Origin of the sequence: Streptomyces sp. NPDC048479 (assembly GCF_040651435.1) — a bacterium.
Taxonomy (GTDB): domain Bacteria; phylum Actinomycetota; class Actinomycetes; order Streptomycetales; family Streptomycetaceae; genus Streptomyces.
The window spans coordinates 222615-241067 of the sequence record NZ_JBEZKA010000005.1 but is presented as its reverse complement, the minus strand read 5'-3'; the positions used below and the strand labels follow the sequence as shown (position 1 = coordinate 241067).

Below are 18453 nucleotides of genomic sequence, written 5' to 3'. Positions count from 1 at the left end.
TAACCAAATTCTGGACGAACCCCAGAGATCCTACCGGGATCGGCCCGCCCGTCTCCCGACCACCACCCCAGTGGGGCGCTGAAGCGCGAGCCTACTGAACTGCTGCGCGCACCATGTCGACGAACAGGGCGTGCACCCGGTGGTCACCCGTCAGTTCGGGGTGGAAGGACGTGGCCAGGACATTGCCCTGCCGTACGGCGACGATGTGACCACCGTGCTCGGCGAGCACCTCGACCTCGGCCCCGACCGACTCGACCCACGGGGCGCGGATGAAGACTCCCTCGACCGGGCCGTCGTCCACGCCCGCGACCTCGACGGCCGCCTCGAAGGACTCGTTCTGACGCCCGAAGGCATTACGGCGGACGATCATGTCGATGCCGCCGAGTGTCTCCTGGCCCGAGCGCGGGTCGAGGATCTTGTCGGCGACCATGATCAGGCCGGCGCAGGTGCCGTAGACGGGCAGCCCCGCCGCGATCCGCTCACGCAGCGGCTGGACCATGCCGAACAGCACCGCGAGCTTGGACATCGTGGTGGACTCGCCGCCGGGGACGACAAGGCCGTCGACCTCGGCGAGCTCCTCGGGGCGCCGGACCGGCCTGGCCACGGCATCCGACGCGGCCAGGGCGATCAGGTGCTCCCGTACGTCGCCCTGGAGAGCCAGGACACCGATCACGGGAGTGGTCATTACCAGCCTCGGTTCGCGTAGCGCTCGGCCTCGGGGAGGGTGTCGCAGTTGATGCCGACCATGGCCTCGCCGAGGTTGCGGGACGCGTCCGCGATGATCTTGGGGTCGTCGTAGAAGGTGGTGGCCTTCACGATGGCGGCGGCGCGCTTGGCGGGGTCGCCCGACTTGAAGATGCCGGAGCCGACGAAGACGCCCTCGGCGCCGAGCTGGCGCATCAGCGCGGCGTCGGCGGGGGTGGCCACACCGCCCGCGGAGAAGAGGACCACCGGCAGCTTGCCCAGCTCGGAGACCTCCTTGACCAGCTCGTACGGGGCGCGCAGCTCCTTGGCCGCGGCGTACAGCTCGTTGTTGTCGTAGCCGCGCAGACGGGCGATCTCGTTCTTGATCTGGCGCAGGTGACGGACGGCCTCGACGACATTGCCGGTGCCGGCCTCGCCCTTGGAGCGGATCATGGCCGCGCCCTCGGCGATCCGGCGCAGGGCCTCACCCAGGTTGGTGGCGCCGCAGACGAACGGGGTGGTGAAGGCGAACTTGTCGGAGTGGTTGACCTCGTCGGCCGGGGTCAGCACCTCGGACTCGTCGATGTAGTCGACGCCGAGGGACTGCAGCACCTGGGCCTCGACGAAGTGACCGATCCGGGACTTGGCCATGACCGGGATCGAGACCGCGTCGATGATCTCTTCGATCATGTTCGGGTCGGACATCCGGGCCACGCCGCCGTCCTTGCGGATGTCGGCGGGGACCCGCTCCAGTGCCATGACGGCGACCGCGCCCGCGTCCTCGGCGATCTTCGCCTGCTCGGCGTTGACCACATCCATGATCACGCCGCCCTTGAGCTGCTCAGCCATACCGCGCTTGACGCGCGCGGTGCCGGTCTCGGGGGCCTGCGGGGTGGTGGGGAGGGTGCTGGACACGGAGGGACCTCACTCGGTGAAAGAAAGTTGATGCCTCACAGATGCAACCTCCGAGCACCAGTCCACAGCAAGGGCCAATGCACAGCCGGTGGATCGTTTTGGAATCGAAGGTGCGGCGGTCAGGTGCCCGGGCGGTCAGCCAGCGCGACGGGGGGCTCGTCGTCCATCTCGAAGGCCAGCGGAAACGGCGCGTGTCCGGCCAGCCGGAACCAGCGGACCTTGCGGTGGCGGCGCAGCGCCCGTGCCGCGCGCACCGCGTCGTTGTGGAACCGCCGCGCCATCGGGACCCGGCGTACGGCTTGCGCAAGCTCGCCCGCCGCTTCCTCACCGCCGGGGACCTCGCGCACCGCTTCGACCTGCGCCGCCTCCCCGAAGACGGCCCGCAGCGCCGCGCTGAGCTCGCTCTCCGCGACCTCGCGCTGCTCCTCCTCCGCCTGCCGGGCCGCGTGCGCGGCCTCGTACAGCACGATCGACGCGGCCGGATCGAGCACGCCGGAGGTGGCCAGTTCCTGGGTGACCGAGGCCCGGCGCAGGAGTTGGGCGTCGAGCGCGGCGCGGGCGGCATCGATACGGGTGTGCAGCCGGTCGAGCCGCCCGGCGGTCCAGCTCAGATACAGGCCGATCGCGACGAGGGCGACGACGATCCAGATGAGGGTTACGGTCACGGGCCGCAAGGCTACCTGTGGCGGCGGGGGAGGTTTGTTCCCCTACCCGCCCCTTCCCGAAACTGGGGCAGGCCCCAGGCCCCCTGGGTGGGGTACGTGGGGGGCTGACGCCCCCACACCCCGGAGCGGCAGCTTCGCGCCGCAGACGACAGCACTGGGCCCTGCCCCCCAGGCCGGCAGCTTCACCTCGCAGACCAGACGCCCCGGACCCACCACCGGTCCAAGAACGCGCAGGCGTTCTCCGAACGACCCCAAACCGGCAGCCTCACACCGCAAACCACAGGCACGGCCCCCTACCTCCCCAAAGCGGCAGGCTTCGCGCCACGAACGGGGGGCAAGGCCCCAGCGTCGACGGGCAGCCGGGGCGCCCGCGACCCACTCCCTGTCAGGGGACGCGCAGGGGGCGTGTTCTGCACGTAGAGCGTCGCGACTCGCGCGAAGCGCGGTGAGGAAAGCAGTCCAGGACACGAGCCCCGGAGCGGCCCGTACCCGCGCCAGGCGGACCCGGCTGCCCCCAGCGACCAAAGGCCCGCACCCGGAGACCGCGCACCCCGCAAGGTGCCCGCACCCCCGGGCGAGCCCCCCGCAGCGCGCCCGCACCCCCGGGCCAGGCCCCCGCAGCGCGCCCGCCCCCTCAGTCCCGCGCCAGACCGAATCTCGACCGCAACCCCGGGCCAGGCCCCCTCAGCGCGCCCGCCCCCTCAGTCCCGCGCCAGACCGAATCGCGACCGCAACCCCGGGCCAGGCCCCTCAGCGCGCCCGCCTCCTCAGTCCCGCGCCAGACCGAATCTCGACCGCAACCCCGGCGTGCGCTCGTCCGCCGCCACCGACGCCGCGCCGTCCGTCACCGTCTCGTACACCGCCAAGATGTCCGCCCCGACCGTCGACCAGTCGAAACGCCGCACATGCGCACTGCCCCGCGCCCGCAGCTCCGCCCGCCTCGCCGGGTCCCGCAGCAGCCCTACCGCCGCGTCCGCCAGCGCGTCCGCGTCCTCGTTCGCGAAGAGCTCGCCCGCCGCGCCCTGGTCCAGGACCTGCGCGAACGCGTCCAGGTCGCTCGCCAGCACCGGCGCGCCCGCCGACATCGCCTCGACGAGGATGATGCCGAAGCTCTCGCCGCCCGTGTTGGGCGCGACGTACACATCGACGCTCTGCAGCAGCCGCGCCTTGTCCTCGTCGCTGACCATGCCGAGGAACTCGACCCGCGAGCGCATTTCCTTCGGGAGTACCGCGACCGCCTCCTCCTCGTCGCCCCGGCCCGCCACCAGCAGTCGGGCCTCCGGGCATTCCGCGAGGATCTTCGGCAGCGCCTTCATCAGCACCGGCAGGCCCTTCCGGGGCTCGTCGATGCGCCCGATGAAGCCGATCGTGTTGCCCTGCCACTCCGCCTTCGGCTCGGCCCTTTCGAAGAAGCCGACATCGACGCCGTTCGGGATGACGACCGCGTCCCCGCCCAGATGCTCGACCAGCGTCCGACGGGCGTACTCGCTGACCGCGATCCGGGCGCTGATCTTCTCCAGCGCCGGCTGCAGGATCGGGTAGGCCGCGATCATGGCGCGCGAGCGCGGATTGGAGGTGTGGAACGTCGCGACGATCGGCCCCTGCGCCGCCCAGCAGCTCAGCAGCCCCAGCGACGGCGAGGCGGGCTCATGAATGTGGATGACGTCGAAGGTGCCGTCGTGCAGCCAGCGCCGCACCCGCGCCGCCGACAGGAAGCCGAAGTTCAGCCGGGCGACCGAGCCGTTGTACGGGACGGGTACGGCCCGGCCCGCCGAGACGACGTACGGCGGCAGCGGCGTCTCGTCGTCCGCCGGCGCCAGTACCCACACCTCGTGGCCGAGCCTGATCAGATGCTCTGCCAGGTCCCTGATATGGAATTGGACGCCGCCCGGTACGTCCCAGGAGTACGGGCAGACGATGCCGATCCTCACGCCCGTTCCTCCCGGCGTTCTTGATCCGTCACAGCGAGGTCGGCGAGCCACAGCCGCTGAAGCATGTGCCAGTCCTCCGGGTGCTCGGTGATTCCCGTGGCGTAGGCATCGGCCAGCGCCTGTGTCATGGAGGACGTCTTCTCGGCCTTGGTACCTGTCTCCGGCACCTCGACAGGTGGATGGATCCGGCCCTTCATCAACGGCGCGTCCTCGTACCAGAGGGTGACCGGCAGCAGCACCGCGCCGGTCTGCTGGGCCAGCATCGCAGGCCCGGCAGGCATCCGCGCCGTCTCGCCGAAGTACTTCACCTCGACGCCGGAGGCCGACAGATCCCGGTCGGCGACAAGACACACAAGGCCGCCTGCGCGCAGCCGCCGCGCCAGCGTCCCGAAGGCCGAACCGCCCGTGTGCGGCAGGACCTCCATGCCCAGGCTCTCGCGGTACGCCACGAACCGGTCGTACAGCGACTCGGGCTTGAGGCGCTCGGCGACGGTCGTGAAGGGGATGCCCAGGGTCCTGGTGGCCCAGACACCTGCGAGGTCCCAGTTCGCCAGATGCGGCAGCGCGAGAATCACGCCGCGTCCCGACGCGAGTCCCTCCTTCAGATGGTGGACGTCCTTGATCTCCACGCTGTTCGTGACGCGCTCGGCGCTCCAGGTGGGCAGCCGGAAGGACTCCATCCAGTAGCGCATGTACGAGCGCATGCCGGCCTTCGACAGCTCGGCGAGGCGCTCGGGGCTTGCGTCGGGCACCACCCTGGCAAGGTTGGACTCGAGCCGCAGCACGCTCTTGCCGCGCCGCTTCCACGCGGTGTCCGCGATGGTGCGGCCGAGCGCGGCGGCCGCCGGCTCGGGCAGCATCTTGACGGTGCTCCAGCCGAGTCCGTACAGCCCGTCGGTCAGACGCTCCCGCATCACGTCGCCTCAGCCTCGTTCCCCTGTGCCGCGGCGGCGTCGGCCTCCGCGGACTCCCGTCGTACGGTCACCACCCGCTGCCCCAGCGTCACCAGGCTGCCGACGGCGACGATCCACAGCGCGATCGGCAGCAGAATGTCGATTCCCGGCACCCCGAAGGCCTGCAGTCCGGCGAGTCCGGCGGCGACCAGTGAGATCACCAGCCGCTCGGCGCGCTCGATCAGACCGTTGACCGCCACCGGCAGGCCAATCGATTCACCACGTGCCTTGGTGTACGAGACGACCTGGCCGCTGGCCAGGCAGAAGATGGCGACGGCGCACAGCACATTGTCGTTTCCCGTGCCCGCGTACCAGAGCGCGAAGCCGGCGAAGATCGCGCCGTCGGCGACCCGGTCGAGCGTCGAGTCCAGGAATGCGCCCCAGCGGCTCGAAACCCCGGCCTGCCGCGCCATATTGCCGTCGACGAGGTCGGAGAAGACGAACAGCGTGATGACGATCGTGCCCCAGAAGAACTCTCCCCGGGGGAAGAAGACCAGCGCACCCGCCATCACTCCGGCTGTGCCGATCAGGGTGACCGCGTCGGGGCTCACCCCACGTCGGAGCAGAAATGCGGCGAACGGTGTGAGGACACGCGTGAAGAATGCACGCGCGTACTTGTTCAGCATGGCCTTCCCGGAGGGTCGGTGGGCCGCATGGCCCCATCGGCCACCGGCTGGCCCATCGTAGCCAGGACCGACGCGCTCCACCGCCGGGCACCCGCCTCCCGCGGTCGCGTACGACGTATGGACGCACCGTGACGTGAGTGGAAAGCTCGAAAGACCACCGCGGGCATCGCCGGAGCTGCCCCGGACGTCTCCGGGACCTCCCTCATGGCTCCCCGCACCCGCGGCCCCTCTCCTCACCGGGCAATCGATCGGGAGGCATGAATCATGGGCGACAAGGCGAATGCACACCCCGGAGCCGCCGGCAGGGCGGTTACGGCCGACCAGCCCTCATCCGTACGGAACGTGGTGCTGGTCGGCCACAGCGGATCGGGAAAGACGACGTTGATCGAGGCCCTCGCGCTGACCGCGGGCGCGGTCAACCGGGCGGGCCGCGTCGAGGACGGCGGCACGGTCTCCGACTACGACGAGATCGAGCACCGGCAGCAACGTTCCGTACAGCTCTCACTCGTCCCTGTCGAATGGGGCGGGTACAAGATCAATCTGCTGGACACTCCCGGATATGCCGACTTCGTAGGGGAGCTGAGGGCCGGTCTGCGAGCAGCGGACGCGGCCCTTTTCGTTGTGTCGGCGGCACAGGAGGCCGATGCGATCGCGGGCGCGACCCGGACGGTGTGGGAGGAGTGCGCGGCGGTCGGAATGCCGCGCGCGATCGTCGTCACGCACCTGGAGACCGCGCGCACCGATTTCGAGGAGCTGACCCGCGTCTGCGGGCGGATCTTCGGCGGGGACGACCCCGATGCCGTACTGCCGCTGTATCTGCCGCAGTACGGGGCGCAGACCCCCGACGGCCACGCCCCGGTCACCGGCCTGGTCGGACTGCTCTCCCAGAAGATCTTCGACTACTCCTCCGGCGAACGTAAGGAGACACCGCCCGATCCGGAACAGACCCCGTTGCTCGAGGAGGCCCGCAACCGGCTGATCGAAGGAATCATCGCCGAGAGCGAGGACGAGACCCTCATGGACCGCTATCTCGGCGGCGCGGAGATCGGCCTCGACACCTTGATCCAGGATCTGGAGAAGGCCGTCACGCGCGGCATCTTCCATCCCGTGCTCGCGGCCGCCCCGGCGCTCGATGGCGCCAAGCAGGGTCTCGGTACGGTCGAGCTGCTGGAGCTGATCACGGGCGGTTTCCCGACCCCGCTGGAGCCTGCGGCTCCCTCCGTCACCACCCCGCAGGGCGCAGCGCGCCCGCAGATCAGCTGCGATCCGCAGGGGCCGCTGGTGGCCGAGGTGGTCAAGACCGCGTCCGACCCGTATGTCGGCCGGATCTCTCTCGTACGCGTCTTCTCCGGCACCCTGCGTCCGGACGAGACGGTGCATGTGTCGGGGCACGGGCTCGCCGACCGCGGCCACGAGGACCATGACGTCGACGAACGGGTCGGCGCGCTCTCCGCGCCCTTCGGCAAGCAGCAGCGCCCGCTCCCCCAGGTCATCGCCGGAGACCTCGCCTGTGTGGCGAAGCTGTCCCGGGCGGAGACCGGGGACACGCTCTCCTCGAAGGACGACCCGCTGCTGATGGAGCCCTGGACGATGCCCGATCCCCTGCTGCCGCTGGCCATCCAGGCGCACAGCAAGGCGGACGAGGACAAGCTCTCCCAGGGGCTTTCGCGGCTGGTCGCCGAGGATCCGACGATGCGGCTCGAGCAGAACCAGGCCACGCACCAGGTGGTGCTGTGGTGCCTCGGCGAGGCGCATGCGGATGTCGCGCTGGAGCGGCTGCGCAGCCGGTACGGCGTCCAGGTCGACGTGGTGCCGCACAAGGTGTCGCTGCGGGAGACCTTCGGGGAGAAGTCTGCGGGCCGGGGACGGCATGTGAAGCAGTCCGGCGGGCACGGCCAGTACGCGATCTGCGAGATCGACGTGGATCCGCTGCCGCCGGGGTCCGGGATCGAGTTCGTCGACAAGGTCGTGGGCGGCGCGGTGCCGCGGCAGTTCATCCCGTCCGTGGAGAAGGGCGTACGTGCCCAGGCGGCGCGCGGCGTGGCGGCCGGTTACCCGCTCGTCGACGTACGGATCACGCTGCTGGACGGCAAGGCGCACTCGGTGGACTCCTCCGACGCCGCCTTCCAGACGGCGGGCGCGCTGGCGCTGCGGGAGGCGGCGGCGGATGCGCCCATCCATCTGCTGGAGCCGGTCGCCGAGGTGCGGGTGCTGGTCTCGGACGAGTATGTGGGTCCGGTGATGAGCGATCTGTCGGGGCGGCGCGGCCGGGTGGTCGGCACCGAGCAGGCCGTCGGGTCGCGGACGCTCGTACGGGCCGAGGTGCCGGAGATCGAGATCGGGCGGTACGCGGTGGATCTGCGGTCGATCTCGCATGGGACCGGGCAGTTCAGCCGTTCGTACGCGCGCCATGAGGCGATGCCGCCACAGTTGGCCCAGAAGCTCCGCCAACAGGCGGAAAACGGCTCGTAGTTGATGGTGCCGCCCGTTGTGCGCCCTTGCGGCGGGCGGCATTTCAGTGTCCTCTGACGAAGGCGGCACACCCCGGATACGCTGTGGTGCCCAGCTCAGAAGGTGTGCGGGGCACGGTAGTTGGGAACAGGCCGCAGTGCGGATGCTTGCGGCGATGGGGGCGGTAGTGGCGAACGACGTTTTCGATTTCACTCCGGGGGCTCAGGTCCCGCTCCTCGGCTCGGCCGGGCAGACGGCGGCGACACATGCGCTCGCCTCGGCCGCGTACCGCGACAGTCCCGTCGCGGACCTTCTCAAGGCGAACGGCGAGTGGCACAAGTCCGAGGTGAAGAAGGGCAAGTTCTCGCTCTTCGAGCCGAATCTGGGCGAGGCGTTCTCGCGGGCCGTCCAGATCCGGATGCTGGGCGGTGCCCGAAAGGCGCTGATCCAGTCCTTCGGCACCGAGCCGCAGGCGGTGGTCGAGCACTGTCTGGCCGCCACCCGTATCCGCAAGGAGCGGGACACCAAGCTCACCGGTGTGATGGCGGTCTTCGGGCTGCTCTTCCTGCCCGGACTGCTGCTCTGGCTGGCGGTCTTCCAGCTCCGCCGCACGATAGCGGGCGCGCAGAACAAGCGTGCCGGGGCGCTTGGCACCGCGCTGCTCGCCGCCTTCGGCATTCTCGCCGTGATCTTCCTGGTGCGGCTGCCCTTCAGCGGACTCCTGGGGTACTACATCCGCGGCATGATCCTCGCGCCGGTCGTCGGCTGGCTGCTGGCCAAGCGGATCTGCGAGTCCACGGCGAAGGACATGCGCGCCCGCTGGGAGACCCTGCTCGCGGGCGGCGGCATCGGGGCCAAGGTGCCCGAGGCCGTGCCGGGCCACCCCAACGAGACCGCGCGCGAGCAGCTGCGCCAGGGGCTGGAGAAGCTCACCGCCGAACAGCAGTCCAACGCGGTCTTCTACGCGGGCCCCAAGGGAATACTGGGCATGGGCACCCGCTGGGGCAGCTGGCAGCTCGCCGAGGAGCTGGTGTCCAAGGAGCCGGGCAAGGACATCAACCAGTTCCGCAGCTGGGACGTCATCCGCGCGATCCACGATCGGCTGAAGATGCTGGAGCGGGGTCCGCTGAACTCCGGCGGCTTCCCCACCCCCTCGGTCAAGCACTGGATCGTGGCTCCGGTCGGCGAGAACGCCGCAGAGGTGGCCCGGCCGGAGGGCCAGGACGTGGAGACCTTCCAGGTCAAGGGCCACGAGATACAGCGGATCTGCAACCACCAGCAGTTCGGCGGCGGCAATCGCCACTATCTGGGCATTCAGTTCACACTCTGGGACGGTCAGTTGGTGATCACCATGATGATCACTGTCACCGTGCTCCACGAGACACTGCGCATCGAGGTGACCGGGCACGCGCTCGGCCCGGTGCACTCCCTGTTCACCACCAAGCCCGCGCCCAAGACCGTCACGGTCGCCAAGACGGTCCGCTTCTGGGAGACGACCGACCGGCAGCTTCCGCTGGTGGAGACGCCCGAGGTGGTACGCCTCGCGGTGCGCGCGCCCTTCACCTGGTACCCGCCGATGCTGGACTTCCTCGGCGGCAAGCTGGTCCTTCCCGAGCCCTTCGGGCTGCGCCACGCCTGGGCGGACAAGCCCTGGCGGCACCGGTTCATGGCGGACGACGCGATGCGCGCTGCCACGCCCGTACTGCGCGTCACGCACGCCGCGGCCATGAAGGTGCTCGAGGAGAACGGCGTGGACACCGAGCGCTTCGGCAACCGCTCCATGATCGTGAGCGGCCTGGTCCAGGACCCGTCGCCGCGCCAGGCCGACCTGTACGACGCCTAGCGGCACGAGCACCGGGCCCCGTCAGGCGCTGGGCCCGGTCAGGCGTCGGGTCCGGTCAGGCGCTGGGTCCGGCCATGCAGGCGTCGGTCAGACGGGCCAGGCCTCCGCCAGCATCTTCCGCGTATCGCCGAGGAGCTGGGGCAGCACCTTGGTGTGCCCGATGACCGGCATGAAGTTGGTGTCGCCGCCCCAGCGCGGAACAACGTGCTGGTGCAGATGTGCGGCGATACCGGCGCCGGCGACCGCGCCCTGGTTCAGCCCGATGTTGAAGCCGTGCGCCCCCGACGCCGTACGCAGCGCGGTCATCGCGCGCTTGGTGAACACCGCGAGCTCGGCGGTCTCCGCCTCGTCCAGCTCGGTGTAGTCGGCGACATGGCGGAACGGCACCACCATCAGATGTCCGCCGTTGTACGGGTAGAGGTTGAGCACCGCGTAGACCCGCGAGCCGCGGGCGATGACGAGTCCGTCCTCGTCCGACTTGGACGGGATGGAGCAGAAGGGACAGCCGTCGTCGGCGCCTGGCCCGGTCGGCTTGTTCTCGCCCTGGATGTACGCCATCCGGTGCGGCGTCCACAGGCGCTGAAACGCGTCCTGCGTCCCGACTCCGATCTGCTGTTCCGGCTCACTCGTCATGTTGTGCAGCATATGACTTCGCCCGGCCGCGCAGGCCAGAGACCCCCGCAGGCCGATCGCACTGCGGGGGTCCCCTACGCCTTGCCGGCCTCGTACGCCCGGTCTGTCTCATGTCAGAGCTGGACGCGGTCCTCGACGACCTTCGCGATCTTCGCGATGGCCTCGTCGACCGGGATGCCGTTCTCCTGCGAGCCGTCGCGGTAGCGGAAGGAGACCGCGCCGGCGGCCATGTCCTCGTCGCCCGCGATGACCATGAAGGGCACCTTCTGCTTCTGGGCGTTGCGGATCTTCTTCTGCATACGGTCCGAGGAGGCGTCCACCTCGACCCGCAGCCCCTTGGCCTTCGCCTTGGCGGCGAACTCCTGGAGGTACGGGATGTGCGCGTCGCCGATCGGGATGCCGAGCGCCTGCACCGGCGCCAGCCAGGCCGGGAACGCGCCCGCGTAGTGCTCGAGCAGCACCGCGAAGAAGCGCTCGATCGAACCGAACAGCGCACGGTGGATCATGACCGGGCGCTGCTTGGTGCCGTCGGGACCGGTGTACTCCAGGTCGAAGCGCTCCGGCAGGTTGAAGTCCAGCTGGACGGTGGACATCTGCCAGGTACGGCCGATGGCGTCCTTCGCCTGGACGGAGATCTTCGGGCCGTAGAACGCGGCGCCGCCCGGGTCCGGGACCAGCGGGAGGCCCTGCTTCTCGGCGACCTTGCGCAGTGTCTCGGTCGCCTCCTCCCAGACCTCGTCGGAGCCGACGAACTTCTCCGGGTCCTTGGTGGAGAGCTCCAGGTAGAAGTCGGTGAGGCCGTAGTCGCGCAGCAGGTTCAGCACAAATGTCAGCGTCGAGTCGAGCTCGTCCGCCATCTGCTCCTTGGTGCAGTAGATGTGCGCGTCGTCCTGGGTGAAGCCGCGGGCCCGGGTCAGGCCGTGCACGACGCCCGACTTCTCGTACCGGTACACGGTCCCGAACTCGAAGAGGCGCAGCGGCAGTTCACGGTAGGACCGGCCGCGCGCGTCGAAGATCAGGTTGTGCATCGGGCAGTTCATGGGCTTGAGGTAGTAGTCCGTGCCCTCGTCGAGCTGCATGGGCGGGTACATGCCGTCGGCGTACCAGTCCAGGTGGCCCGAGGTCTCGAAGAGCTTCCCCTTGGTGGCGTGCGGGGTGTAGACGAACTCGTACCCCTCCTCCTCGTGCCGCTTGCGGGAGTAGTCCTCCATGACCCGGCGGACGACTCCGCCCTTGGGGTGGAAGACCGCGAGGCCGGAACCGATCTGGTCCGGGATGGAGAACAGGTCCAGCTCGTTGCCGAGCTTGCGGTGGTCGCGCTTCTCGGCCTCGGCGAGGAACTCCAGATGAGCCTTGAGCTCGTCCTTGGAGGGCCAGGCGGTGCCGTAGATGCGCTGCAGCATCGGGTTCTTCTCGCTGCCCCGCCAGTACGCGGCGGCGTTGCGCATCAGCTTGAACGCCGGGATGTTGCGGGTGGTGGGCAGGTGCGGACCGCGGCAGAGGTCCTTCCAGCACAGCTCGCCGGTCTTGGCGTCGAGGTTGTCGTAGATAGTCAGCTCGCCCGCGCCGACCTCGACGTCCGCGCCGTCGTCGGAGGACGCGGAACCCTTGAGCCCGATGAGCTCGAGCTTGTACGGCTCGTCGGCGAGCTCTGCGCGAGCGGCCTCGTCGGTGACGACGCGCCGCGAGAAGCGCTGGCCGCGCTTCTGGATCTCCTGCATCTTCTTCTCGATGACCTTGAGGTCATCGGGGTGGAAGGGCTTCTCGACATCGAAGTCGTAGTAGAAGCCGTCCTTGACCGGCGGACCGATGCCGAGCTTGGCCTCGGGGAAGAGCTCCTGCACGGCCTGTGCCATCACGTGCGCGGTGGAGTGGCGCAGGATGTTGAGGCCGTCCTCGGAGGAGATCTCGACGGGCTCGACCTCCTCGCCGTCCTTGATCTCGTATGCCAGGTCCTTCAGCTCACCGGCGATGCGCGCGGCGACGATGGTGCGCTCGCCGGCGAAGAGCTCGGCCGCCGTAGTGCCCGTCGTCACCACGCGTTCTTCCCGCTCGGAATCGCGTTGGATGATCACACGGACGTCTGACACCGGTCTCTCCTGCCTGAAGGGTGCGCCGCATTCGTATGGCGTGCGCGATACGAATCGTACCGAGCCGACGGGGTGCCTTGCGAAACGGTTTGCTCCCCTGCCTGCCTCTTCCCTTGACTGAGGGCAGGCCCCCAGACCCCGTACGCCCTGCGGGCGTGCCCTCAATCGCCGGACGGGCTGGATTCAGCCTCGCCGGCGATTGAGGCGCGGGGTCCGGGGCGGAGCCCCAGTTCCAGGGAAGGTGCCGCAGGCGGGCCGCACCCTCACTCCCCCTGACACGCCTCCTCGAAGTAGTCCAGATTCTCGTACAGCGACTTCATCAGGCGGTCCCGCTCGGACTCGTCCACCTGGACAGGGACCACGTTCGACGCGTCCGTCAGGCGTCGGAAGCCGCCGCGTCGCTCCAGCCGGCCCACGACCCGGATCGGCAGTCCGACCAGATGCGCATGGCCCGCCGTCCGGTACGACTCCTCGTCGAGCGCCACCCGTACGTGCGGTACCTCGGCCCCGGCCAGCACCCGCAGCCGTACCGTGCCCGCACCGCGCGGTCCCGAGCGCCGCATCCGGACCACCGTGCCCGTGATCCGTACCGGAACGGACGGCTCGTCCCGGAGATAGCGCGCGCCCGCCTCGCGCAGCGCGGGCAGGTCGCCGGGCGAGAACTCCACGGGGTCGTTGCGCGCCGCGCACCCCTGTGGCACGCCCGCCGCCGGCGACCACTCCAGCGCGATCCGCGCGCCCTCCGAGCCGCGCACCAGCGCGATCACGGCCTCCGTCAGCTCGCGGCTCACGCCCGCCTGCACGGCAGCGTCGAAGGCTTCCATTCCTCCGGTCGCCCGCTGGTAGTCGGCGGCCTCCCGGGCCGCGTGCAGCGCGTGATAGAGCCGGACCATGACCGCACGGCCGTCGTCCACCGGCACGAACGCGGTGAGGCTGCGCCCGCCCTGCGCGGGACCCACCAGTACCCCTTCCAGCGAGGCCTGTGCCTGCCGCCGGTGCCGCGCGCCGTAGTAGCCCGCCCGTTCACGGGCCGCAAGCGCACCGGCCATCAGTATCTGCCGGGCGGCCGCCCGCAGTTGCTCCTGTACGGTCCACGAAGCCGCGCCCGACGGCCCCTGCGGCACGTCCCGCCACCACCGGATCTCGTCGCTGGGTACGGTCAGCCCGACGAGCACCTCACGGGCCGAGGGTGCCGCACTGCGAGCCAGCGCGGTGAGCGCCTCGCCCAGCAGGTCCTCGCAGTCGGGGAAGGACCTGCTCTCCGGTACGAGCAGACTCGTGCCGCCCGCACCGGGCCCCGGCGGCGTCCAGCGTGCATAGCGCCCCGCCGCTCCCCCGCGCCGCCGCCAGCCGTGCCGGTCGAGCAGTGCGCCGAGGACGACAGGGTCGACCTGGGCGGGGTCCGGCTCCCCGCTCCCGTACCAAGGTCCCGGCACATCGCCCGTCAGGTGGGGCCGTATCGACTCCTGCATCAGGGTCTCCCTCCCGCCCCGACCCTCGTCATGATCTCGCAGAGCGCCCGGTCGTCGAAGATCCGTGAGGTCGGGATCCGCACGGTGGTCCTGCGCCTGCCCGTCACCGGGTGGCCGGCCAGATTGGTCCAGTAGCAGCAGTGCCGCAGATCGAGCCGGTCGTGACTGGCGCGCAGCCACTCGCCCTGGGTCCGGGGGACGAGCATCACGACAAGGATCTTGTGCACCGAGACGGGGGTGCGGGCCAGTTTCACCAGGTGGTCGTTGTCGAGCGTGAACGAGAACGCCGCACCGGGTGGGTGCGGGGGGATCTGGTACGTGCACTTGAGCTGCACTTTGATGGTCACCTCGTCGTCGACCGTGTGTCCGGCGGAGCTGTGACTGACGTGCCAGTCGATGCCGTTGTCCGGAAACGGCTGCGAGAGCGAGCAGCCGGCCGCGGCGGCGACCGCGTGCAGATAGCCCACCTGGAGAGTCTCCATGCAGGCGGTGGTGGCGAGTCCGCCGCGCAGCGGTGCGATCCGCTCGGGCAGCAGCCCGCCCGGTTCGGGCTGCGCGAGCGCCATGGCTCTTCGTGCCTTCCGGGCTGTACCGATCAGTGTCCCCACGACGGGGCGTCAATTTCCGTACCCCTCATCTGTGTTGTCACCGCCCTGCGTACAGCGCAAACAGCCCGGGTATCACCGATTCGGGCAGGGGGATCACGCCATCTGCCGGGCATGTGCGAGGAGTTCAGCGATGACGCACTGGTATGACGGCCCCCTGGCCGCATTTGACACCGAGACCACCGGAGTTGACGTCGAGGAGGACCGCATCGTTTCGGCTGCGGTCGTCGTCCAGGACATGGCGGGCGGCCGGCCGCGCGTCATGCGCTGGCTGGTCAATCCGGGGGTGCCCGTGCCGCCGGGCGCCACCGAGGTGCACGGGCTCACCGACGACCACCTGCAGCGCAACGGCCGCTGGCCGGCACCTGCGATGGAGGAGATAGCCAGGGCGCTGGCCGAGCAGTGCGCCGCGGCCCGCCCGCTCGTCGTGATGAACGCGCCGTTCGACCTGACCATCCTCGACCGGGAACTGCGCCGCCACCGCGCCGCGTCGCTGGGCCGCTATCTGGAGAACGTGCCGCTGTGCGTGCTGGACCCGCGAGTCCTCGACAAGCATCTTGACCGCTACCGCAAGGGCCGCCGCACCCTCACCGATCTGTGCGCGCAGTACGAGGTGGTGCTGGACGACGCCCATGATGCGGCCGCGGACGCGATGGCCGCGCTCGACGTCGTACGGGCGGTGGGGCGACGTTTCGCCTCGCGGATGGAGCGGCTGTCACCGTCGGAGCTGCACGCGCTCCAGGCTGTGTGGCACGCGGCGCAGGCGCGCGGTCTGCAGGCGTGGTTCGCCCGCAGCGGTGCTCCGGAGCCGGTGGACCCGCACTGGCCGCTGCGACCGGATCTCGCCGCCGCGGCCTGACTCCGGGTGGCGCCCCGCTCGGGGGCGCCACCCGAAGGCACGTCGGGCGGCGGCTGTCGGTCAGGCGTCCGTCAGCCGGTGAATCCCGCGGTGATGGAAGTGAACTGCCAGTTGCTCTGGCTGATGCCGGAGCAGTTGCTGACCACACCGCCGCCGGGGCAGGGCCGGTCACGGTTGACCGACCAGAACGCGAGGCGGGCGATGTGGTGCGAGTTGGACCAGTCCTTGATCTGCGTCCAGGTCGCCGGGCTGGTCTGCTCCTGCTGGTCGCTGAGGCCGTTCATGCCCGAGATGCCGATATGGGCGTAGGCGGTGGCGTCCGACCAGCCGAAGGTGCTCATCAGCTTGGTCTTCAGCCCTTCGGTGGCGTTGACGGTGTTGCCGTACATGTCGGCGCCGCCGCCGAAGTCGAACGGCATGATGGTGAAGACGTCGATGTCCGCCTGGAGTGCGTTGGCGCGCTCGATGAGGCGGCTGCCCCACCAGGTCGGCCCAGTGGTGGACGTACCGAAGGTGAGGATCGTCCTCAGGCCGGGGTTGTTCTGCTTGACGATCTTCAGGGCGCCCAGAATCCGGTCCTGGACGACCTCGTTCTCGAACTCGTCGCTGTTCTCGATGTCGACGTCGATCGCCTTCAGTCCGTATGCGCTGATCACCTTCTGATAGGCGCCGGCCAGTGCCTCAGGGCTGGAACAGTTCGGGCCGAGCTTGTTGCCCGACCAGCCGCCGATGGACGGGACGATGTCACCACCCGCGCCACGGATCGCGTTGATGGTGGACTGGTCGGCGCCGCCGGCGAGCGGACGCGTGCCGTCCCAGGCGGGGTTGCAGCCGCCGGAGGAGAGGATGAAGGCCATGGTGAACCACTTGATGCCGGTGGCGCTCATCACAGAGGTGGCGCTCGGCGGATCGCCCCAGCCCAGGTAGAGGTACGGGGCTGCCTGCTTGAAGCCGCCACCGCCGCCACCGCCGGCGTCGGTCGTCACGCTGACGGCGGTCGAGGCCGCCGAGAGGTTGCCGGCCGCGTCACGGGCGCGGACCGTGAAGCTGTACGAGGTGCTCGCAGCCAGACCGCTGACCGTGGCACTGGTGCCGGTCACCGTGAGCGCCCTCGTCGGGCCCTGGTAGACGTCGTAACCCGTGACTCCGACATTGTCGGACGACGCGTTCCAGGCCAGCGAGACACTGGAGGACGTCTTCGCGGTGGAGCGCAGATTCGTGGGCGTCGTGGGTGCCTGGGTGTCGCCGCCGCCTCCGCCGCCGGGGCCGTCGAGGCTGATGTCGTCGGCGTAGTAAGTGCCCTGTGCGTACCAGCCGTTGAGGTAGATCTCCGCGCTGGTCTGCGAGGCACCGGTGGTGAAGGACACGGTGAGCTGGGTGTATCCGGTCGCGGACGGGATCCAGGTGGAGGCGCCGCCGGTCACACCGAGGTACACGTAGTTGCCGCGCACCCAGCCGGAGAGCGTGTAGGCGGTGTTGGGCTGCACCGGGACAGTCTGGGTGCACTTGGCGTTGTCGCTGCTGCTCGCGGCGCCGGCCAGCGCCTTCGTACCACTGTGTACGGGGCTGCTCACCACCGAGCCGAGTCCGCCGGTGCAGGACCAGCCGGAGAGGGAGCCGGTTTCGAAGCCGGGATTGGAGAGCAGGTTGGCTGCCTGGGCCGTGCCGGGCACGGCGAGCGAGGCTGCCGCGGCGAGCAGCGCCGCGCCGAGGCCGGCCAGTAGTCGATTTCGGATACGCACGTGACCTCCCAGTGAGGGGCGGGTGCGGGTCGACGGACCTGACGCGGCGCCACGATTGGTCTGGACCTGCGAGGCGCATTGAAGCGAAATGCCGTGGTCCCGTCAAGGGGTGCGGCGGAACAACTTCCTCCGCGCGCCCTTGAGTTGGAACTGACGTCTCACCGCGGAAGCCGTGCACGGGCGACCTTGACCCTGGCCTTGTCCCTGTTGTTGCTGCCCTTGGCCTTGCGGGACAGACGGCGCTGTTCCCGCTTGAGCACCTCTCAGAATCGCTGCACCGGGCCGAAGCCCTGCGCGCTGCACGACGGCTCCAGTAGCACCGGCGAACACCGGCGCCCGAAAAACGTCGAGGCCGGTCCGTCGACTGACGGACCGGCCTCTCCCGGTGGGCGATACTGGGTTCGAACCAGTGACCTCTTCGGTGTGAACGAAGCGCTCTCCCACTGAGCTAATCGCCCGGGAACGCACTGAACCATACAGGCCCCTGCGGGCTTCCTTCAAACCCTGCCGAGGTATGCGGCCAGCCCACGCCGCCCGCCGCGCATCATCGCCGCGTGGTTGGCGAGGAAGACCGGCCGGCACGGCAGCGCCAGCCGCCTCATCAGCGGCTTGCGCACCTCCACCTCCTGCTCGTACACGGCCCGGGAGCCGGCGTCGCGCTCCGTCAGCGTCCACCGCGCCCACCCCTCCAGGTCCCCCTCCATGCCCACTTCGAGCAACCCCGCGGTCGGGTCGCGCCGCTGTGTGCGAGCGGTGACGAGCAGGTCGTACGGGAGGAAGGAGCGGAAGCGCGCGGTGCCGGTGTCCTCGTCGAGCCGGGTCACCTCGCGGACCTGCGGCCACCACAAGGGGTACTCGCCGACCCGCTCGAGGACCGTGTACACGGCACCCGGTCCGGCAGGCAGATCCCAGACGCTGCGGAAGCGGTAGTGACACCAGTTCATGGTGCAAGTCTGCGCCTGCCGGGGCGTACTCACGTGCGAT

At 69.8% G+C, this 18453-nt stretch carries 15 protein-coding genes and 1 tRNA gene; 3 read left to right on the top strand and 13 right to left on the bottom strand.

Annotation, left to right across the window (positions count from 1 at the left end; translation table 11 throughout):
* Nucleotides 1-91 precede the first annotated feature (91 nt).
* From pdxT to pgsA, 6 genes are all read right to left on the bottom strand, one after another.
* Nucleotides 92-685 carry a pyridoxal 5'-phosphate synthase glutaminase subunit PdxT gene (gene pdxT / locus AB0D12_RS10715; protein WP_362679382.1) on the bottom strand — a complete coding sequence of 198 codons (594 nt, stop codon included), beginning with the start codon at nt 683-685 and terminating at the stop codon, nt 92-94.
* Complete coding sequence (gene pdxS, locus AB0D12_RS10710; protein WP_175259218.1) at nt 685-1599, bottom strand: pyridoxal 5'-phosphate synthase lyase subunit PdxS; 915 nt, start codon at nt 1597-1599, stop codon at nt 685-687. Before pdxS ends, pdxT begins: the two co-directional genes overlap by 1 nt.
* A gap of 119 nt (nt 1600-1718) precedes the next feature.
* A complete protein-coding gene (locus AB0D12_RS10705) occupies nt 1719-2264 on the bottom strand; it encodes a hypothetical protein (protein WP_362679379.1) in 546 nt (181 codons plus the stop codon).
* Nucleotides 2265-3031: 767 nt separating this feature from the next.
* A complete protein-coding gene (locus tag AB0D12_RS10700) occupies nt 3032-4195 on the bottom strand; it encodes a glycosyltransferase family 4 protein (RefSeq protein WP_362679377.1) in 1164 nt (387 codons plus the stop codon).
* The gene (locus AB0D12_RS10695) at nt 4192-5109 is read right to left on the bottom strand and encodes a phosphatidylinositol mannoside acyltransferase (RefSeq protein WP_362679374.1); all 918 of its coding nucleotides are present in this window, start codon (nt 5107-5109) and stop codon (nt 4192-4194) included. The genes AB0D12_RS10700 and AB0D12_RS10695 overlap by 4 nt, the downstream gene beginning before the upstream one ends.
* Complete coding sequence (gene pgsA, locus AB0D12_RS10690; protein WP_362679371.1) at nt 5109-5774, bottom strand: phosphatidylinositol phosphate synthase; 666 nt, start codon at nt 5772-5774, stop codon at nt 5109-5111. Before pgsA ends, AB0D12_RS10695 begins: the two co-directional genes overlap by 1 nt.
* Nucleotides 5775-6038: 264 nt before the next feature.
* Between pgsA and AB0D12_RS10685 the strand changes: the two genes are divergently transcribed.
* Together AB0D12_RS10685 and AB0D12_RS10680 are read left to right on the top strand one after the other, a co-directional pair.
* Entirely contained in the window at nt 6039-8246 is a 2208-nt protein-coding gene (locus tag AB0D12_RS10685) for an elongation factor G-like protein EF-G2 (protein ID WP_362679368.1), read from the top strand.
* Between the two features lie 166 nt (nt 8247-8412).
* Nucleotides 8413-10068 carry a hypothetical protein gene (locus AB0D12_RS10680; protein WP_362679365.1) on the top strand — a complete coding sequence of 552 codons (1656 nt, stop codon included), beginning with the start codon at nt 8413-8415 and terminating at the stop codon, nt 10066-10068.
* An 87-nt stretch (nt 10069-10155) separates the two neighbouring features.
* Here AB0D12_RS10680 and AB0D12_RS10675 read toward each other — a convergent pair whose 3' ends face one another.
* From AB0D12_RS10675 to AB0D12_RS10660, 4 genes are all read right to left on the bottom strand, one after another.
* Nucleotides 10156-10713 carry an HIT domain-containing protein gene (locus AB0D12_RS10675; protein WP_327322322.1) on the bottom strand — a complete coding sequence of 186 codons (558 nt, stop codon included), beginning with the start codon at nt 10711-10713 and terminating at the stop codon, nt 10156-10158.
* A 101-nt stretch (nt 10714-10814) separates the two neighbouring features.
* Nucleotides 10815-12791: a threonine--tRNA ligase gene (gene thrS, locus AB0D12_RS10670; protein ID WP_362679362.1), complete on the bottom strand. Its 1977-nt coding sequence runs from the start codon at nt 12789-12791 to the stop codon at nt 10815-10817.
* 263 nt (nt 12792-13054) lie between these two features.
* Entirely contained in the window at nt 13055-14263 is a 1209-nt protein-coding gene (locus AB0D12_RS10665) for a hypothetical protein (RefSeq protein WP_362679360.1), read from the bottom strand.
* Complete coding sequence (locus tag AB0D12_RS10660) at nt 14263-14829, bottom strand: DUF4365 domain-containing protein (protein ID WP_362679357.1); 567 nt, start codon at nt 14827-14829, stop codon at nt 14263-14265. The genes AB0D12_RS10665 and AB0D12_RS10660 overlap by 1 nt, the downstream gene beginning before the upstream one ends.
* A gap of 172 nt (nt 14830-15001) precedes the next feature.
* Here AB0D12_RS10660 and AB0D12_RS10655 point away from each other — a divergent pair, with 172 nt between their 5' ends.
* Complete coding sequence (locus tag AB0D12_RS10655) at nt 15002-15727, top strand: 3'-5' exonuclease (protein WP_362679355.1); 726 nt, start codon at nt 15002-15004, stop codon at nt 15725-15727.
* Between the two features lie 71 nt (nt 15728-15798).
* Here AB0D12_RS10655 and AB0D12_RS10650 read toward each other — a convergent pair whose 3' ends face one another.
* From AB0D12_RS10650 to AB0D12_RS10640, 3 genes are all read right to left on the bottom strand, one after another.
* Entirely contained in the window at nt 15799-17469 is a 1671-nt protein-coding gene (locus AB0D12_RS10650; protein WP_362679352.1) for a carbohydrate binding domain-containing protein, read from the bottom strand.
* A 386-nt stretch (nt 17470-17855) separates the two neighbouring features.
* A tRNA-Val gene (locus AB0D12_RS10645) sits at nt 17856-17927 on the bottom strand.
* Between the two features lie 39 nt (nt 17928-17966).
* Nucleotides 17967-18413, bottom strand: coding sequence for an SRPBCC family protein (locus tag AB0D12_RS10640; protein WP_362679349.1), 447 nt, complete (start codon nt 18411-18413; stop codon nt 17967-17969).
* Nucleotides 18414-18453: the final 40 nt, after the last annotated feature.

Coding starts and splice junctions, on each gene's coding strand:
- pdxT (WP_362679382.1), bottom strand. CDS start 685: ATGACCACTCCCGTGATCGGTGTCCTGGCTCTCCAGGGCGACGTACGG.
- AB0D12_RS10695 (WP_362679374.1), bottom strand. CDS start 5,109: ATGCGGGAGCGTCTGACCGACGGGCTGTACGGACTCGGCTGGAGCACC.
- pgsA (WP_362679371.1), bottom strand. CDS start 5,774: ATGCTGAACAAGTACGCGCGTGCATTCTTCACGCGTGTCCTCACACCG.
- AB0D12_RS10685 (WP_362679368.1), top strand. CDS start 6,039: ATGGGCGACAAGGCGAATGCACACCCCGGAGCCGCCGGCAGGGCGGTT.
- AB0D12_RS10675 (WP_327322322.1), bottom strand. CDS start 10,713: ATGCTGCACAACATGACGAGTGAGCCGGAACAGCAGATCGGAGTCGGG.
- AB0D12_RS10665 (WP_362679360.1), bottom strand. CDS start 14,263: ATGCAGGAGTCGATACGGCCCCACCTGACGGGCGATGTGCCGGGACCT.
- AB0D12_RS10660 (WP_362679357.1), bottom strand. CDS start 14,829: ATGGCGCTCGCGCAGCCCGAACCGGGCGGGCTGCTGCCCGAGCGGATC.
- AB0D12_RS10655 (WP_362679355.1), top strand. CDS start 15,002: ATGACGCACTGGTATGACGGCCCCCTGGCCGCATTTGACACCGAGACC.
- AB0D12_RS10640 (WP_362679349.1), bottom strand. CDS start 18,413: ATGAACTGGTGTCACTACCGCTTCCGCAGCGTCTGGGATCTGCCTGCC.